The sequence below is a fragment of the Rhodoluna lacicola genome (assembly GCF_000699505.1).
Lineage (GTDB): Bacteria > Actinomycetota > Actinomycetes > Actinomycetales > Microbacteriaceae > Rhodoluna > Rhodoluna lacicola.
In genome coordinates, this window is sequence record NZ_CP007490.1 from 1,053,004 (window position 1) to 1,068,327 (window position 15,324).

The 15,324-nt window shown below is 52.8% G+C and carries 18 protein-coding genes and 1 tRNA gene; 10 read left to right on the top strand and 9 right to left on the bottom strand.

Annotation, left to right across the window (positions count from 1 at the left end; all coding sequences use genetic code 11):
* Window positions 1-16: 16 nt before the first annotated feature.
* From RHOLA_RS05185 to RHOLA_RS05200, 4 genes are all read left to right on the top strand, one after another.
* Window positions 17-1,651 carry a DNA repair helicase XPB gene (locus RHOLA_RS05185; RefSeq protein ID WP_038502883.1) on the top strand — a complete coding sequence of 545 codons (1,635 nt, stop codon included), beginning with the start codon at window positions 17-19 and terminating at the stop codon, window positions 1,649-1,651.
* A gap of 65 nt (window positions 1,652-1,716) precedes the next feature.
* Window positions 1,717-2,415 (top strand): response regulator transcription factor, encoded by a 699-nt coding sequence (locus RHOLA_RS05190; RefSeq protein WP_038502884.1) that lies wholly within the window; start codon window positions 1,717-1,719, stop codon window positions 2,413-2,415.
* Between the two features lie 4 nt (window positions 2,416-2,419).
* Window positions 2,420-3,907 (top strand): sensor histidine kinase, encoded by a 1,488-nt coding sequence (locus RHOLA_RS05195; protein WP_051636307.1) that lies wholly within the window; start codon window positions 2,420-2,422, stop codon window positions 3,905-3,907.
* Between the two features lie 8 nt (window positions 3,908-3,915).
* Entirely contained in the window at window positions 3,916-4,275 is a 360-nt protein-coding gene (locus RHOLA_RS05200) for a WXG100 family type VII secretion target (protein WP_051636308.1), read from the top strand.
* 114 nt (window positions 4,276-4,389) lie between these two features.
* Here the strand turns inward: RHOLA_RS05200 and groL are convergent, their stop codons facing one another.
* From groL to RHOLA_RS05215, 3 genes are all read right to left on the bottom strand, one after another.
* A complete protein-coding gene (gene groL, locus RHOLA_RS05205) occupies window positions 4,390-6,009 on the bottom strand; it encodes a chaperonin GroEL (protein WP_038502887.1) in 1,620 nt (539 codons plus the stop codon).
* Window positions 6,010-6,197: 188 nt separating this feature from the next.
* The gene (locus tag RHOLA_RS05210) at window positions 6,198-6,398 is read right to left on the bottom strand and encodes a cold-shock protein (protein ID WP_038502889.1); all 201 of its coding nucleotides are present in this window, start codon (window positions 6,396-6,398) and stop codon (window positions 6,198-6,200) included.
* 175 nt (window positions 6,399-6,573) lie between these two features.
* A complete protein-coding gene (locus RHOLA_RS05215) occupies window positions 6,574-7,095 on the bottom strand; it encodes a LytR C-terminal domain-containing protein (protein WP_038502892.1) in 522 nt (173 codons plus the stop codon).
* Window positions 7,096-7,164: 69 nt separating this feature from the next.
* Between RHOLA_RS05215 and msrB the strand changes: the two genes are divergently transcribed.
* Complete coding sequence (msrB, locus tag RHOLA_RS05220; protein WP_038502895.1) at window positions 7,165-7,566, top strand: peptide-methionine (R)-S-oxide reductase MsrB; 402 nt, start codon at window positions 7,165-7,167, stop codon at window positions 7,564-7,566.
* A 9-nt stretch (window positions 7,567-7,575) separates the two neighbouring features.
* Complete coding sequence (locus RHOLA_RS05225) at window positions 7,576-7,761, top strand: hypothetical protein (protein ID WP_038502897.1); 186 nt, start codon at window positions 7,576-7,578, stop codon at window positions 7,759-7,761.
* Window positions 7,762-7,799: 38 nt separating this feature from the next.
* On the opposite strand, the gene RHOLA_RS05230 is transcribed toward RHOLA_RS05225, so the two are convergent.
* Together RHOLA_RS05230 and RHOLA_RS05235 are read right to left on the bottom strand one after the other, a co-directional pair.
* A tRNA-Thr gene (locus tag RHOLA_RS05230) sits at window positions 7,800-7,875 on the bottom strand.
* Window positions 7,876-7,928: 53 nt separating this feature from the next.
* A complete protein-coding gene (locus tag RHOLA_RS05235) occupies window positions 7,929-8,771 on the bottom strand; it encodes a DsbA family protein (RefSeq protein ID WP_038502899.1) in 843 nt (280 codons plus the stop codon).
* A 160-nt stretch (window positions 8,772-8,931) separates the two neighbouring features.
* On the opposite strand from RHOLA_RS05235, the gene RHOLA_RS05240 reads away from it, so the two are divergent.
* Together RHOLA_RS05240 and RHOLA_RS05245 are read left to right on the top strand one after the other, a co-directional pair.
* Entirely contained in the window at window positions 8,932-10,008 is a 1,077-nt protein-coding gene (locus RHOLA_RS05240; protein ID WP_038502902.1) for an ABC transporter ATP-binding protein, read from the top strand.
* Window positions 10,008-11,315, top strand: coding sequence for a DUF4032 domain-containing protein (locus RHOLA_RS05245; RefSeq protein WP_038502904.1), 1,308 nt, complete (start codon window positions 10,008-10,010; stop codon window positions 11,313-11,315). Before RHOLA_RS05240 ends, RHOLA_RS05245 begins: the two co-directional genes overlap by 1 nt.
* A gap of 43 nt (window positions 11,316-11,358) precedes the next feature.
* Here RHOLA_RS05245 and RHOLA_RS07250 read toward each other — a convergent pair whose 3' ends face one another.
* Both RHOLA_RS07250 and dapE read right to left on the bottom strand, forming a co-directional pair.
* Window positions 11,359-11,532, bottom strand: coding sequence for a DUF3117 domain-containing protein (locus RHOLA_RS07250; protein WP_084321429.1), 174 nt, complete (start codon window positions 11,530-11,532; stop codon window positions 11,359-11,361).
* A gap of 43 nt (window positions 11,533-11,575) precedes the next feature.
* Window positions 11,576-12,658, bottom strand: a complete 1,083-nt coding sequence (gene dapE / locus RHOLA_RS05250) for a succinyl-diaminopimelate desuccinylase (RefSeq protein WP_038502907.1) — start codon at window positions 12,656-12,658, stop codon at window positions 11,576-11,578.
* Between the two features lie 30 nt (window positions 12,659-12,688).
* Here dapE and dapD point away from each other — a divergent pair, with 30 nt between their 5' ends.
* Window positions 12,689-13,633: a 2,3,4,5-tetrahydropyridine-2,6-dicarboxylate N-succinyltransferase gene (gene dapD / locus RHOLA_RS05255; protein ID WP_038502909.1), complete on the top strand. Its 945-nt coding sequence runs from the start codon at window positions 12,689-12,691 to the stop codon at window positions 13,631-13,633.
* Here dapD and RHOLA_RS05260 read toward each other — a convergent pair.
* The gene (locus RHOLA_RS05260) at window positions 13,630-13,845 is read right to left on the bottom strand and encodes a hypothetical protein (RefSeq protein ID WP_051636309.1); all 216 of its coding nucleotides are present in this window, start codon (window positions 13,843-13,845) and stop codon (window positions 13,630-13,632) included. The two genes, dapD and RHOLA_RS05260, sit on opposite strands and share 4 nt — an antisense overlap.
* A gap of 16 nt (window positions 13,846-13,861) precedes the next feature.
* Window positions 13,862-14,839, bottom strand: a complete 978-nt coding sequence (locus RHOLA_RS05265; RefSeq protein ID WP_038502912.1) for a thiamine-phosphate kinase — start codon at window positions 14,837-14,839, stop codon at window positions 13,862-13,864.
* A gap of 23 nt (window positions 14,840-14,862) precedes the next feature.
* Here RHOLA_RS05265 and RHOLA_RS05270 point away from each other — a divergent pair, with 23 nt between their 5' ends.
* Window positions 14,863-15,324, top strand: a complete 462-nt coding sequence (locus tag RHOLA_RS05270; protein WP_051636310.1) for a DUF3515 family protein — start codon at window positions 14,863-14,865, stop codon at window positions 15,322-15,324.

The following is a 15,324-nucleotide window of genomic DNA, read 5'->3' on the forward strand; positions in this document are numbered from 1 at the left end:
GGGATAGGCTTTAAGGATGACTAACGGCCCACTGATTGTGCAGAGTGATAAGACCGCCCTGCTTGAGGTCGATCACCCCGATGCTGGCGAGGCCCGCCACGACCTGGCAATTTTTGCCGAACTAGAGCGAGCTCCGGAACACATTCACACCTACCGAATTACCCGTCTAGGGCTATGGAACGCTCGTGCGGCCGGCCACGATTCTGAATTTGTGCTGGATGTTTTAGATAAGTATGCAAAGTTTGCGGTGCCAAGCGGTGTGCGCGCGGACATAGCCGAGACCATGAACCGCTACGGGCGACTATCGATTCGCAAGAGTCCAACCGGCGAATTAGAGCTCTACTCAACCGAACGCGCAATCTTGCTTGAGGCCAGCAAGCACCGCAAAATTGCCGAGCTGCTAGACGGGCCAATTTCAAACGAGGCTTTCCGGATTCAACCCTGGGCTCGCGGTCAGGTAAAACAGGAACTGCTGAAGCTGGGTTGGCCAGCTGAGGACTTCGCTGGCTACGCTGCCGGAACGCCACACGAAATCGCGCTGGGTCAAGGTGATTGGAAAATTCGTGACTACCAGACCAAGGCTGTTGAGAAATTCTGGGAGGGTGGCTCAGGAGTTGTGGTGCTCCCCTGTGGTGCCGGTAAAACCATCGTTGGTGCCGCCGCAATGGCAACCGCTAAAACCAACACATTAATTTTGGTGACCAACACTGTTTCGGCTCGTCAGTGGAAAGCAGAACTGCTCAAGCGCACAACTCTTACCGAAGATGAAATCGGTGAATACTCGGGTTCAATGAAAGAAGTGAAACCGGTAACCATCGCCACCTATCAAATTTTGACCACCAAGCGAAAAGCTGAATACGCTCACCTTGCGCTTTTGAATGCCAACGACTGGGGCCTCATCGTTTACGACGAGGTACACCTGCTTCCGGCACCTATTTTCAAAATGACTGCCGATTTGCAGGCACGTCGTCGATTGGGACTGACAGCAACACTGGTTCGCGAAGATGGCAAAGAGGGCGATGTCTTTTCATTGATTGGCCCAAAGCGATTTGATGCGCCTTGGAAAGAAATTGAAGCGCAGGGATACATCGCCCCTGCTGCGTGTTTTGAAGTTCGAATTGATTTACCAGATGAAGAACGCATGGAATACGCAATTTCAAGTCAAGAAGACCGATACCGAATCGCAGCAACATCAAAAACTAGAATTCCTGTAATTCAAAAACTTCTCAAAAAGCATGCCGGTGAGCCAACCTTGATCATTGGCCAGTACCTGGATCAAATTCACGAGGTGTCGGCGGCCATCAATGTTCCAGAGATCACCGGAGAAACCCCGGTTGATGAACGCGAGCGCCTATTCGAGCAATTCCGCAGCGGCGAAATTTCTACCCTCGTAGTCTCAAAGGTGGCCAATTTCTCGGTCGACCTGCCGGAGGCATCGGTGGCGATTCAAATCTCTGGCTCCTATGGCTCACGACAAGAAGAAGCGCAGCGCCTGGGCCGATTGCTGCGCCCAAAGGCAGACGGCCGCACCGCCAGCTTTTACACACTTATCTCGCGCGACACCGTGGATCAGGACTTTGCTCAGAACCGTCAGCGCTTCCTAGCCGAGCAGGGCTACAGCTACGAGATTCTGGACGCACACAGCCTGTAAAACCTTTCAGGTGACACACCAGAGCCTTACAGCGTTCTCTCAGCAAACTCTCTGAGACTAAAGCCATGGAAAACGTAAAGGTACTAATCGTCGATGACGAACCAAACATCCGCGATCTCCTATCAACCAGCCTTAGATTCGCTGGTTTCAGCGTTCACGCCGTTGCAAACGGCGCCGATGCAGTCCACGCCGCAGAGAAGGGCGAGCCAGACATCATTTTGCTAGACGTGATGCTGCCAGATATGAATGGTTTCAGCGTCACCAAGAAACTTCGCTCAATGGGCATCAATGCCCCGGTGCTCTTTCTCACCGCTCGCGATGAAACAGAAGACAAGATCACCGGCCTTACCGTTGGTGGCGATGACTACATGACCAAGCCATTTAGCTTGGATGAAATCGTTGCTCGCATCAACGCGATTCTTCGCCGAACCAAAGCGGCCGAGGTCGAGGAATCGGTGTTGGAAGTTGGTGAGATCAAGATCAACCAAGACGCACACGATGTATTCGTTAACGGCACCCTGGTTGACCTAAGCCCAACCGAGTACAAACTGCTTCGCTTCTTGATGTCTAACCCAAACCGCGTGCTGACCAAGGCGCAAATTCTTGATCACGTCTGGGAATATGATTTCAACGGAGAAATGGGAATCGTTGAATCTTACGTTTCCTACCTTCGCAAAAAACTCGACCCACTAACCACCGAACCGCTGATTCAAACCAAGCGCGGAGTTGGCTACATGTATAAGTCAGCCAAAAACGGAAAGTAAAAACTTGAGCTCAAAGTTCGGCCAGGCCTGGGAACGCATTTCACTGCGTACCAAGCTGACCGCGCTTTCAGTTGCGATTATTGGTGTGCTGGTTTTGGTTTCAAGCCTTGGCACCATCGCGCTGCTAAGAACTTATTTGCAGGCGAACGTTGACGGTCAACTAATCTCGACTGCGGCAACGCTTAGCGACGAAGATCCAACACTACTTGAAGATCGACTGGCAACTCACCAGTTGCAGTTGCCAAGCTTGCCGAGCGACTTTTACATTGCCTACCTAGACACCGACGGTTCGCTGTTGATTGGTTTGGTTTCATCCGCCGGTGGCAATTCAAACGACGTGCCAAATACCTCAAACTTTTCCTCAAAGTATGTTCTGGCCACCAAGGGAATTCCGTTTGAAGTAAACGGTAAAGGGCAGATTTCTGACGACGCCGGCACACGCGGTTGGCGCATGGTTGCCGTGCCACTAAACGGCATGCCAGGTTCGCTTGTGGTTGCACTTCCTACCGGAGCCAACAGCGCGCTGCTTGCTCAATACGGATTGATTGGCGGCGGCTTTGGTGCGCTACTGCTGATTCTTTCTGGCCTTAGTATTTGGTTGACCATCAATTCTGCCCTCAAGCCGTTGAACGAAGTTGAGCGCACTGCCGAGGCGGTTACCGAGGGCGATATTTCAAAGCGTTTGATTGAGCAGGATGGCGACACAGAAATTGCCCGCCTGAATCGCTCACTCAACACGATGCTCGACGGCATTCAAACCGCGATGCAAGATCGCTCCAAGACGCTAGATCAGATGCGCCGGTTTGTATCCGATGCCAGCCACGAGCTTCGCACTCCCCTGGTATCGGTGCGTGGTTACGCAGAGCTTTACCGCATGGGGGCGCTCAAGAAGCCGGAGCAAATCGGCGAGGCAATGGAACGAATCGAGAGCGAAGCGGTTCGCATGAGCGGATTGGTCGAGAGCCTACTAACTCTTACTCGCATGGATGAAGCAACCAAGTTGGAACTGAAAAAGACCAACATGGTTTCGCTGGCAATCGACGCCGCAAAAGATGCATCGGTGGCCGATGGCAAGCGAAAGATTGTGGTTACTGACCTTGATGGCAAAGCAATCGCCGATGACGCAGTTGTTGAGGCAAAGGTTGACGCAAATTCAATGCGCCAGGTGCTCACCAACCTGCTGGCCAACGCCTCGCGTTTTTCACCGGCCGGTGCACAAATTGAAATTGCACTCGACAACAGCGCCAAGGCTGATGGTCGCCGTCACCTGGTACTTGAGGTTCGCGATCACGGTGAGGGAATTCCTGAACAACTTCGCGAAAAGATTTTTGAGCGCTTCTACCGCGTTGATAATTCACGCAACAGCGAAACCGGTGGTTCTGGTCTTGGGCTGGCGATTGTTTCAACTATCGTTGCTCGTCACGGAGGAACCATCGTTGCCACCGAGACCCCTGGTGGTGGCGCCACGTTGCGTGTAGCCATTCCTGCCTAACGTACTTCTTGACCGGCTGGCTTTTCCACAGAACCGGGCTGAGCGCCCTACAGCAGCGGTTCAACACCGATGATGTTCGCATGACTAATTTCAGCGTGGACAGCGAACAGGTAATGGCCGCCAATGTTGCCATTCAAAATACAATCAGCAGACTCACTCACGAGTCAGACACCCTGCATGCCCAATTGCAAAACTTGCAAAGCAGTTGGACTGGTGTGGCGGCTAATAGTTTTCAAGAACTGGCACTGCGCTGGCGAGCAACCGCTTCGCAAGTTGATTCGCAGCTTGGCGAACTTGGAAATGCGCTAAGCATTGCCGCTGCTCAATACTCGGAAATCGAATACGCCAACCAAAGGCTTTTTCTTTAGTTGCCATTGAATGTCAGACGCCGAAGTTAAAAGAAAACGGGCGGTTCCCGAAGGAACCACCCGCTCATAGTAGATCAGACTATAAGTTGTTTTCTTTGCTCTAAACCAAAAGGTTTAGAAGTCCATGCCGCCGCCCTGGTTTGCAGGAGCAGGAGCCGCTGGCTCTGGCTTCTCTGCAACTACTGCTTCGGTAGTTAGGAATAGACCTGCGATCGAAGCAGCGTTCTGAAGAGCTGAACGAGTTACCTTTACAGGGTCGTTGATGCCTTCTTTCAGCATGTCTACGTATTCACCGGATGCGGCGTTTAGACCGTGACCTGAAGGTAGACCTGCAACGCGCTCTGCCACTACGCCTGGCTCTAGACCTGCGTTTAGTGCGATCTGCTTTAGCGGAGCTGAGATTGCAACGCGAACGATGTTCGCACCAACAGCCTCGTCACCGGTAAGAGTTAGCTTCTCGAATGCAGCCTTGCCAGCCTGTAGCAATGCAACACCACCACCGGCAACGATGCCTTCCTCAACAGCAGCCTTTGCGTTACGCACTGCGTCTTCAATGCGGTGCTTGCGCTCCTTAAGCTCAACCTCGGTTGCTGCTCCAGCCTTAATAACTGCAACACCACCGGCTAGCTTGGCTAGACGCTCCTGAAGCTTCTCGCGGTCGTAGTCGCTATCGGTGTTGTCAATCTCGCGACGGATCTGCTCAACGCGTCCTGCGATCATGTCGGCATCGCCGGCACCTTCAACGATTGTGGTTTCGTCCTTGGTGATAACAACCTTGCGTGCCCGACCTAGAAGATCAAGAGTGGTTGCATCTAGCTTCAGACCAACTTCTTCAGAAATTACCTGACCACCGGTCAAGATTGCGATGTCCTGAAGCATTGCCTTACGACGGTCACCAAAGCCAGGAGCCTTAACTGCAACTGACTTGAAGATTCCCCGGATCTTGTTGACGATCAAGGTTGCTAGTGCTTCACCATCAATGTCTTCGGCGATGATTAGCAACGGCTTGTTTGCCTGAATCACCTTGTCAACAATTGGCAAGATGTCCTTGATGTTTGAGATCTTTGAGTTTGCGATCAAAACGTATGCGTCTTCAAGAACTGCTTCCTGACGCTCTGGGTCGGTAACCATGTAAGCCGATACGTAACCCTTGTCGAAGCGCATACCCTCGGTTAGTTCAAGTTCAATACCAAAGGTGTTTGATTCTTCAACGGTTACAACACCCTCACGGCCAACCTTGTCGATTGCTTCGGCGATTAGCTCACCGATCTGAGAGTCACCAGCAGAGATAGACGCTGTAGCAGCAATCTGCTCTTTGGTCTCAACTGGCTTTGCGTTTGAGTGAAGCTCCTCGATGACGGCCTTGACCGCCTTCTCGATTCCACGCTTCAAAGTGATTGGGTCTGCACCGGCAGCCACGTTGCGAAGACCTTCGCGAACAAGAGCCTGTGCAAGAACGGTTGCAGTCGTGGTTCCGTCACCGGCAACGTCGTCAGTCTTCTTAGCTACTTCTTTAACTAGCTCGGCACCAATGCGCTCGAACGGGTCATCTAGCTCGATTTCCTTAGCGATCGAAACACCATCGTTTGTGATGGTTGGGGCGCCCCACTTCTTTTCAAGAACTACGTTGCGTCCACGTGGGCCGAGGGTTACCTTTACGGTGTCTGCGAGGATGTTTAGACCGCGCTCTAGACCGCGGCGGGCCTCTTCATCAAAGTGAATGATTTTTGCCATTGGGGTTCAATCTCCTATTTGTTTTGGCACTCAAGCCTGTCGAGTGCTAATAACTCTATTTTGGCACTCTCACCCCTAGAGTGCAAATACGTACCCCGGTTAGGCGAAAACCCTCATCGGTGGGGCCTGAAATCTAAAAATCCCCTCTCCGCTATGCGGGAGGGGATTTTCAGCAAGCTTGTCGTAGCTTAGATTACGTGTACTGCGTCAGCCTGAGGGCCCTTGTCGCCGTTCTTAACTTCGAACTCTACGCGCTGGTTTTCCTTCAGTTCCTTGTAGCCGTCTGACTGGATTGCTGAGAAGTGTACGAATACGTCCGCTCCACCATCCTGGGTAATGAATCCAAAACCCTTTTCAGCGTTGAACCACTTTACGGTTCCTTGTGCCATTGTTTACTCCTGTTGCTATGGGAACAACCCGAAAAATCCCCGGGTTGAGTCGCATAGAAAAGAGCTTGTGCTACGGATACTGCTACGACCAAGTTCAACACTAGCCCCTAAGGGGTACCCCCGCGCAAGCGTTTTCCTGGGATTGGTCAATAGGTTATAGAACGGTTATAACCGGCTATTCCTGAGGAAGCTTGTAATTTGAGCCCAAAACAACGGTGATCGGGCCGGCAAACTCCGGCGAAATAACAACTTCCGGGTTGCCGATCTTGGCGGCAATGGCTTCGGCATCGGCTCGGAATAGCTCATCGGTGATCGTAATCACGGTGGTCTTAATCTTTACCGGCTTTTTATCGGCATCAACCAAGACAGAGGCTCCGGTCACGTTGTAACCGGCATCTTTCAGAATTTGCCCCGCTGCCCCAGACAGATTCTCGTCACCGCCGTCAAGAACCACAACGCCCGGGCGGGTATCGGTGGAGGCTGAAGGAGAAGCGTTGGAACTTGGCAGGTAGCCATCAAACACCGATGAATTTTCGACGTACTTTAGTGTGCCGTAGCCAACTCCGGCGACCACAGCAGCAGCCACGAAAATTCGAACCCATTCGTAGATTCGGTCTTTTGCAGTTCGGCGAGCGCGGTGCCGACCTCCGTGAACGGTTGCCGAATCGAACTCATCGATTGGGAACTTTTTTGCCATGGATCCTGCTTATCTATAAAGACTCATTTGAGTCGATTACCTAATATTAGGTGAGCGAAGGAGCACAACATGAACTATCCGGTAAACAAGACTGACGAGCAGTGGCGCGAGGAACTGAGCGAGTTTGAGTACCACGTGCTTCGAGAAGCTGGCACTGAGCGCGCCTACACCGGCGAATTGCTCGAGGAGCACCGCGAAGGCATTTTCTCTTGCCGCGGTTGTGGCGCTGAGCTCTTCCGCAGCCACGCAAAATTTGAATCGCACTGCGGGTGGCCAAGTTTTTATGAACCAAAAGAAGGCGACGCGGTTGAACTCATTGAGGACCGCTCACACGGAATGGTTCGCGTTGAGGTTCGCTGCAAAGCTTGCGGTTGTCACCTAGGCCACGTGTTTGAAGATGCGCCGCAGACACCTACCGGTGATCGCTACTGCATCAACAGCGTCAGCATCACCTTCACGCCAGACAACTAGGCTCAAGACATGAGTAAGAAAAATAATGTTACCGATGGAGGCGTTGGCGCCTTCATGTTCCTGGCCTTTATTGGTGCCGCCGTCTATTTCATTTCAAGAGCCAACGGTTTTTGGGATGGGGTGCTGGGATTTCTAAAGGCGCTGGTGTGGCCAGCGTTCCTGGTCTACGAAGTCCTCAAGGATTTGCTCGGCTAAAAGAAATGCCTCCCCTTAGGGAGGCGTTTCTATTTAAGTGGAGCCGACCAGGGGACTCGAACCCCTAACCCTCGCATTACAAGTGCGATGCGCTACCAATTGCGCCAGGTCGGCCGATAGCCCTAGGGCTACCTTTTCTGAAGTTCAAAACTTCAGAAGTTTTTATATTAGTTGACTACATAGCTCTGCAAGAACTGCGCAAAGCGTGCCGGGCTAAAGAAGTCAGAATTGACCTCGGTCTTGAATACCTGGTTGTTGATCATTACGAACGGGGTTCCCTCAAGCTTGTACTGGGTGCCCGGTACGTTCTCGTTCAGAGCCTTCGTGGTGATGTCAGAAATCCAAGTGCCGTAGCGCTTTTCATCAATACAGTCCTTGATTTCGGCCTCATTCAAAACCCCAGCCTCTTTGGCGGTCTCAAATAAAGCGTTGTTGTCTGGACCGGCGGTGCCCTCAACCGGCTGCTTCTTGAACAGCAAGCCGCTGAACTTGAAGAACGAGTTTGGAGAGTTTTCGGCCACACAGATAGCGGCGTTAGCGGCACGACTTGAGTACTCATTTGGTGAGCCTCGGCCGTCTAGGAATGAGATTGGGTGGATTTCTACGGTCGCTGTTCCTGACTTAACCCAGCTTTCAATCTGAGAAGCATTCGGCAACTCAAAGGCCTGGCAAACCGGGCACTGGTAGTCAAGATAAATCTGAATGTTTGGCACATTGGCGCCAGCTTTGCCCGGGGCCGGGGTGTAGTCGGCGGTAAAGGCTTCTAGGTTGGTACCAATCTTGATGCCGTCATTGAACATCATGTTCTTTGGAACTACAACTTCTTTGTTTGCTCCAGAAATGAGCGCGAAGGCCACAAGAGCCATAACCGCTACCAGGGCGCCACCGACTCCAAACTGGAGGGCAAGACGCTTACGCTGTTCACCTTTTTTGTGCTGTTCGCGAAGTTCCTTGGCCTTGGCTCGGGCTGCCTCACGCTGTTCTGAACGAGTTTGCTTTTCGCGGGTCAAATCGGGTCCTAACGTTGTTGTCACAATTGGATGACATTGGGGAACTTCTAGTTTATACCAGCCAAAACGGATGCCATAATGGCTGTACCTGGCGGCGCCGCTGCCAGGGTTCTATTCACAACGGATCGTCCGGCACGTACCTGCCGGTGAAGGAAATATCATGGCATCAGTGCAATTTAAAGCAGCCACCCGCCTATACCCAGGTGGAACCAGAGCTGCAGTAGACAAAATCAACCTCGACATCAAAGATGGCGAATTCCTCGTGCTCGTTGGCCCATCGGGCTGCGGTAAGTCAACTACCCTGCGTATGTTGGCCGGCCTCGAAGAGGTAAACGACGGACACATCTTTATCGGTGACCGTGACGTGACCGACGTGCCACCAAAGGACCGCGACATCGCTATGGTTTTCCAGAACTACGCGCTGTACCCACACATGACCGTGGCCGAGAACATGGGATTCGCTCTAAAGATTGCTGGCGTTAGCAAAGAAGAACGTGCAGAGCGCGTTCTTGAGGCAGCCAAGCTGCTTGACCTAGAGCCATACCTTTCACGCAAACCAAAGGCACTTTCCGGTGGTCAGCGTCAGCGCGTGGCCATGGGTCGTGCGATCGTTCGCAAGCCTCAGGTATTCCTAATGGATGAACCGCTATCAAACTTGGATGCCAAGCTTCGCGTGCAGACTCGTACCCAAATTGCATCACTTCAGCGTCGCCTAGGCGTAACCACCGTTTACGTAACTCACGACCAGGTTGAAGCTATGACCATGGGAGACCGCGTAGCGGTGCTAAAGGATGGTCTGCTACAGCAGGTTGCTACACCTCGTGAACTATACGAAAAACCGGCAAACGTTTTCGTTGCGGGCTTCATTGGTTCACCAGCCATGAACTTGCTGCAGCTTGAGATCGTTGACGGTGGAGTTCAGTTTGGCAACACCGTGCTACCAATCGACAAGAAGTTCCTTTCAAAGACCAAGGCCAAGAGCGTTACCGTTGGTATCCGCCCTGAGAACTTGACCGTCACCAAGAAGGAAGGCATCGAAGTTGATGTTGACGTTATCGAAGAGCTAGGTGCAGACGGTTACCTTTACGGAACCAGCCACCTAAACGGCGGAAACCAAGACATCGTTGCTCGCGTTGATGGTCGCAATCACCCACACAAGGGAGACAAGATTTTCCTAAAGGCTGACGGTGGCATCGTTCACCTGTTCGACGTAGAGTCGGGCGAACGCCTCAACTAGTGAGTTCACTAGACATTACGGCTGCCACGGTTGATCCAGCTCTGCTGGATCTTCCGTGGCATTTGCCTTTAGAAGAGTGGCCCGCCGAAAACATCGCGGCCCTACCCAAAGGCCTAAGTCGCCACACGGTTCGCTTTGCACATCTGAGTGATCACGTAATTGCGATCAAAGAAACCTTGCCTGAGCTGGCTAAACGCGAATACGAAATGCTCAAGAATTTGATCAAGCTTGATGTGCCTTGCGTTGAACCTTTTGCAATCATCAACAATCGTCAAAGCACCGATGGCGAGCCACTGCTATCGGTGTTGATCACCAGGCACCTAAAGTTTTCACTTCCCTACCGTGCGATGTGGTCTCAGGGTTTGCGCCCGGAAACCGCAACTCGTCTGGTGGATGCGCTAGCCCTGCTTTTAGTTCGCCTGCACATTGCCGGATTCTTTTGGGGCGATGTTTCACTTTCAAACACCTTGTTTCGCCGCGACGCCGGAGCCTTCGCCGCATACTTAGTCGACGCCGAAACCGGCCATTTGTATGACACTGGTTTATCGAACGGCCAGCGCGAAAATGATCTTGAAATCGCCCGGGTCAATATTGCCGGTGAATTAATGGACCTAATTGCCAGCGGGCATGCAGCACCTGGCGTTGACGCAGTTGCCACCAGCGAGCGAATTGTTGCCAAGTACAGAGAACTCTGGACCGAGCTAACCGGCGCGGAAACTTTTGAAGCCAAGGATCGTTGGAAGATTAGTCGGCGCGTTGCCCGCCTTAACGAATTAGGTTTTGACATCGAAGAGCTTGCCATCAAGGCAGACTCCGATGGCATGACGGTGAAGATTCAACCAAAAGTGGTTGATGCCGGTCACCATGCTCGCCGCTTGATTAGGCTGACTGGTCTAGACGTTGAAGAAAATCAAGCCCGGCGCCTGCTGAATGACCTCGATCAATATCGTCGCGATAATTCTCGCCCAGGTGCCGACGAAGAAGTCTTGGCACACGAATGGTTGAGTCGATCATTTGAACCCGTGGTCACTTCCATACCTCGCGAAATGTCAGGTCGTCTGGAGCCGGCACAGATTTACCACGAGGTGCTTGAGCACCGCTGGTACATGTCGGAGCAGCAGGGGCATGATGTGCCGATGAATGAAGCGGTCACCGATTACATCAACAATGTGCTGGCCAATCGACGAGAAGAAGCTACCTACCTGTCGCCACCAACCGAGCTAATTACTCTGCCGAATGCTATTCCCTCTGGCACGATCGTGGTTGCCGATGACGACGATGAAGTGGACTGGCGCGATCTTGTTTAAATAAAAAATCCCGATCATCGCTGATCGGGATTTTCTATTTGAATTACTTCTTGACTACTCCGGCAAGAACCTGGTGCAGGTTCTTGGCCTCTTCGTCGTTGACTGAAACTACTAGACGACCGCCACCTTCCAGTGGCACTCGAAGAATAATCAGACCGCGTGGCTCGCGCTCGGCTTCCATTGGTCCGTCGCCGGTGCGTGGCTTCATTGCTGCCATTGAGAAACTCCTTGAATTGCTGGCTAATTAGCCGGAAGTTCTATTATCCCACGGATAACCAGGCCCTGAGTGCCTTCTCACAGGCGTAAATCTGGCTAACTGGCACGGCTTCGTCATCTGCGTGGGCCTTGCTGGGGTCACCAGGGCCAAAGTTCACCGCTGGTACGCCCAGGGCGCTAAATCGGGCTACGTCCGTCCAGCCGTATTTGGGCCGGGCTTCCGTTTGGGTGGCGGCCACAAAGGCTTTGGCCTCGGCTCTGTCCAACCCGGGACGAGCTCCCTCGGCAACATCCATGACGGTCATTTCCATGCCCGCAAAAACTTCTCGTAGGTGGCTCTCGGCATCGGCCGCAGACTTGCTTGGTGCAAATCTGTAATTCACCGTGACCACGCATTCGTCAGGAATCACGTTGGTAGCGATTCCACCACCGATAAGCACTGCGTTTAGGCTTTCGCGATAGACCAAGCCATCCACATCGATTTCAGCCGGCTGGTAATCCGCCAAAATTGCTAAAGCGTTGGCTGCGCCGTGAATGGCATTTTTGCCCATCCAAGGCCTAGCCGAGTGGGCCTTGACTCCGCTGAAGGTTAGGTCAACTCGCATGGTTCCATTGCAGCCACCCTCAACCTGAGCCGAGGTTGGTTCACACAAAACTGCAAACGATGCGTCAAGAAGCTCTGGACGATTGCGCGCCAATCTGCCTAGGCCGTTTTTAGCGGCCTCGACTTCCTCGTGATCATAAAAAATCCAGGTGACATCACTAGTTGGCTGTGTGAGCGTGGCGGCCAACTTCAACTGAACCGCTACCCCGGCCTTCATATCAACTGTGCCCCGACCATACAAAACTTGTTCGCGCTCCATTGAAAGCATCTGAACCGGCAGATTATTTGCCACTGGCACGGTATCGATGTGACCGGCAATGACAACCCGGTTTGAACGACCCAGATTGGTGCGGGCCACAATTGCGTCACCGTCGCGAATTACCTCTAGGTGGGAATATTTCTGCAAAGCAGCTTCAATTGCGTCAGCCAACTGCTTCTCGTTGCCTGAAACGGATTCGATATCGCAAATATCTCGGGTAAGTTCGACGACGTCTGCTTCAAGATTCAAAGGTGCTGTGGCCATAAAATGAGCCTAACTTGTAACCTTGTATCCATGACGTTTTTAGAGAGCAATGCCTGGGGCCATGGCCTCGCCACAGTCGCCGCCGACGGCACAATTCTTGATGTTTTATATCCGGATCCAAAACTTGGCGATGCTCCTAAAACCGATGCGCTCTGGGTGGTGCCAAAGGAACTCGACGCCATGGTTGGTACCGATGAGCGCCGCCGGGTTTCAACCCAGGTGGTGCGCACCGAGGTCAACTTGGCAGAACCAGTTACTTCAACCGCCGACGCATATCTTCGTTTGCACCTGCTGTCACTTCTTTTAGTGAAGCCAAACACAATCAACCTTGATGGCTTGATTCCAAATCTTCCGATTGTGGCGTTTACCAACGTTGGACCAGTTGCCATCGATGAACTGGATACTTTGAGGCCTTCGTTGACTCGGGCCGGAATCAGTGTTTATGCGATTGATAAGTTCCCGCGCCTGGTTGACTATGTGACACCTAAAAAGGTTCGCATTGCTGATGCGTCTCGGGTTCGACTTGGCGCGCACCTGTCACCGGGCACCACAATCATGCACGAGGGTTTCGTGAACTTTAATGCCGGAACACTTGGCACCTCAATGGTTGAGGGCCGCATCTCGCAGGGCGTAGTGGTTGGTGACGGCGCTGATATTGGTGGCGGTGCATCGATCATGGGAACCCTGTCGGGCGGCGGAAAAGAGCGCGTTGCAATTGGCGCAAGGGCCCTGCTTGGAGCCAACTCAGGAGTTGGAATTTCGATTGGTGATGACTCTGTGGTGGAAGCCGGGCTTTACGTAACCGCGGGAACCAAAGTCACAATTATTGACGGCGATGGCGAACGCACAGCCAAGGCGGCCGACCTTTCTGGTGTTCCAAATCTGTTGTTCCGCAGAAACTCAGTATCGGGTCGCGTAGAGGTGTTGCCTCGCAAGGGCGATGGCATCGTGCTCAACAGCATTCTTCACGGTTAGTCTAAAAACTTTATTTTCTTAGCTCGCATAATTTGTTTGATTCGGGCCATTGCCGACTTACCCATGCCTTGAAGGTTGGCCAGGTCTTGCTCTGAAATTTTCCTGAGGTCAGAAACCCGATACAACTTAGCATCAACCAAAGCCCTGCGGGCAGCTGCGGCGAGGCCGATTTTGTACCACTCGGAATCGAGTTCTTGAGGTTTGCTGGGCATTATTTTTTACGGCCGACTAGCCGGTCACCGAATCCCAACCTGATTCAGGCAGGGGACTTGCACCCAGCATCACCGGCGCTGGACCTTGAGGCAAAACCAGCCCAATTGCCTTGAATGCGCGCGGCAGGGTTGCCTGGCTTGGGAAGGTCGCCAGCAAAGAGTGATCTTCACCACCACCGATAACCCACTCACCGGGATTTGCATCGATTGCACGCGCGGCTTCTTCAATCACCGCTTCAAAACCCTGCAGCATCAGCGGATCGATTTGCAAAGTTACCGCTGAGGCTTTTGCTATCCGGCTTGCATCTTTAGCCAAACCGTCAGAAACATCCAGCATTGAAGTAGCGCCAGCTAAAGCTGCTTCTACTCCAGCTGCCACCGGGGGTTGTGGCCGACGCTGCAGATTAACCCAATCGTCATAGGCCGCGATTGCATCGGTGTTGCCACTTTGCAACAGCGCAAGGCCAGCGGCTGCGCGACCAAGTGTTCCGGCCACAGCCAAGATGTCGCCAACCTGAGCCCCAGAGCGAAGCACAGGCTCACGACCCTCAAGTGAACCGTGTGCCGCAACAGAAATCATCACCTTTTCGCTGGCGGCTAGGTCGCCGCCCACTACCCCGCAACCGGGAGCAAGTTGGGTGCAGGCATCACTAAGGCCATCGGCAAATGCCTCCAACCAAGAAATTTGAGTGCTGCTTGGAGCAGTTAGCGCAACTACAAGTGCAGTTGGCACTGCCCCCATCGCGGCCACGTCAGCAATATTGCTAGCCACCGCTTTCCAGCCAAGGTCATAGCCGGTTGACCAAGAAAGTTTGAAGTCGTGATCTTCGACCAGAGTGTCAGTCGTCACCACGAATCGGCCATCGGGTGCGTTTATCACCGCTGAGTCATCACCCGGACCAACCAGTGCGTGCTCTGAAAGATTAAGTCGCGCAATGGTGCGCTTGAGGCTTTCGTTCTCGCCCAGCGACCCAATGGTTTCTACATTTGACACATAACAAAGGTAGCCTGTTGGAGATGAAGATTTTGAAGTCCGCTGCAAAAAAGCGGTTTGTTCTTGCCGCAGTAATGCTTGCCGCTTCCCTGACTGGATGTTCGGCGACTGTAAATTTAGAATCGGCCCCATTAGCCAATGAGCCGGCCTGTGCCGAAATCACGGTTCGGCTGCCAGATCAAATTGGTGATCAAGCCAAGCGGGTCACCAATGCCCAGGCAACCGGCGCTTGGGGTGAGCCCGCGTCTGTAATTCTGCGCTGCGGACTGGAACCAGCAGCAATCAGCAGCCTCACCTGCGTAACCGCGAGCGACGTTGATTGGTTGGTAGATGACAGCAAGGCGCCGAGTTATAGATTCATAACCTTTGGCCGCAGCCCAGCTACCGAGGTGATTGTGGATTCCAAATTGGTTGCTGGGGTTACTGCTCTGGACACTCTTGCCGAGGCCGTACAAAACATTCCGGCAACCAAGAGCTGCAAATAG

Coding starts and splice junctions, on each gene's coding strand:
- groL (WP_038502887.1), bottom strand. CDS start 6,009: ATGGCAAAAATCATTCACTTTGATGAAGAGGCCCGCCGCGGTCTAGAG.
- RHOLA_RS05270 (WP_051636310.1), top strand. CDS start 14,863: ATGAAGATTTTGAAGTCCGCTGCAAAAAAGCGGTTTGTTCTTGCCGCA.
- RHOLA_RS07250 (WP_084321429.1), bottom strand. CDS start 11,532: ATGGCAGCAATGAAGCCACGCACCGGCGACGGACCAATGGAAGCCGAG.
- RHOLA_RS05215 (WP_038502892.1), bottom strand. CDS start 7,095: ATGGCAAAAAAGTTCCCAATCGATGAGTTCGATTCGGCAACCGTTCAC.
- msrB (WP_038502895.1), top strand. CDS start 7,165: ATGAACTATCCGGTAAACAAGACTGACGAGCAGTGGCGCGAGGAACTG.
- RHOLA_RS05225 (WP_038502897.1), top strand. CDS start 7,576: ATGAGTAAGAAAAATAATGTTACCGATGGAGGCGTTGGCGCCTTCATG.
- dapE (WP_038502907.1), bottom strand. CDS start 12,658: ATGGCCACAGCACCTTTGAATCTTGAAGCAGACGTCGTCGAACTTACC.
- dapD (WP_038502909.1), top strand. CDS start 12,689: ATGACGTTTTTAGAGAGCAATGCCTGGGGCCATGGCCTCGCCACAGTC.
- RHOLA_RS05210 (WP_038502889.1), bottom strand. CDS start 6,398: ATGGCACAAGGAACCGTAAAGTGGTTCAACGCTGAAAAGGGTTTTGGA.
- RHOLA_RS05260 (WP_051636309.1), bottom strand. CDS start 13,845: ATGCCCAGCAAACCTCAAGAACTCGATTCCGAGTGGTACAAAATCGGC.
- RHOLA_RS05185 (WP_038502883.1), top strand. CDS start 17: ATGACTAACGGCCCACTGATTGTGCAGAGTGATAAGACCGCCCTGCTT.
- RHOLA_RS05190 (WP_038502884.1), top strand. CDS start 1,717: ATGGAAAACGTAAAGGTACTAATCGTCGATGACGAACCAAACATCCGC.
- RHOLA_RS05240 (WP_038502902.1), top strand. CDS start 8,932: ATGGCATCAGTGCAATTTAAAGCAGCCACCCGCCTATACCCAGGTGGA.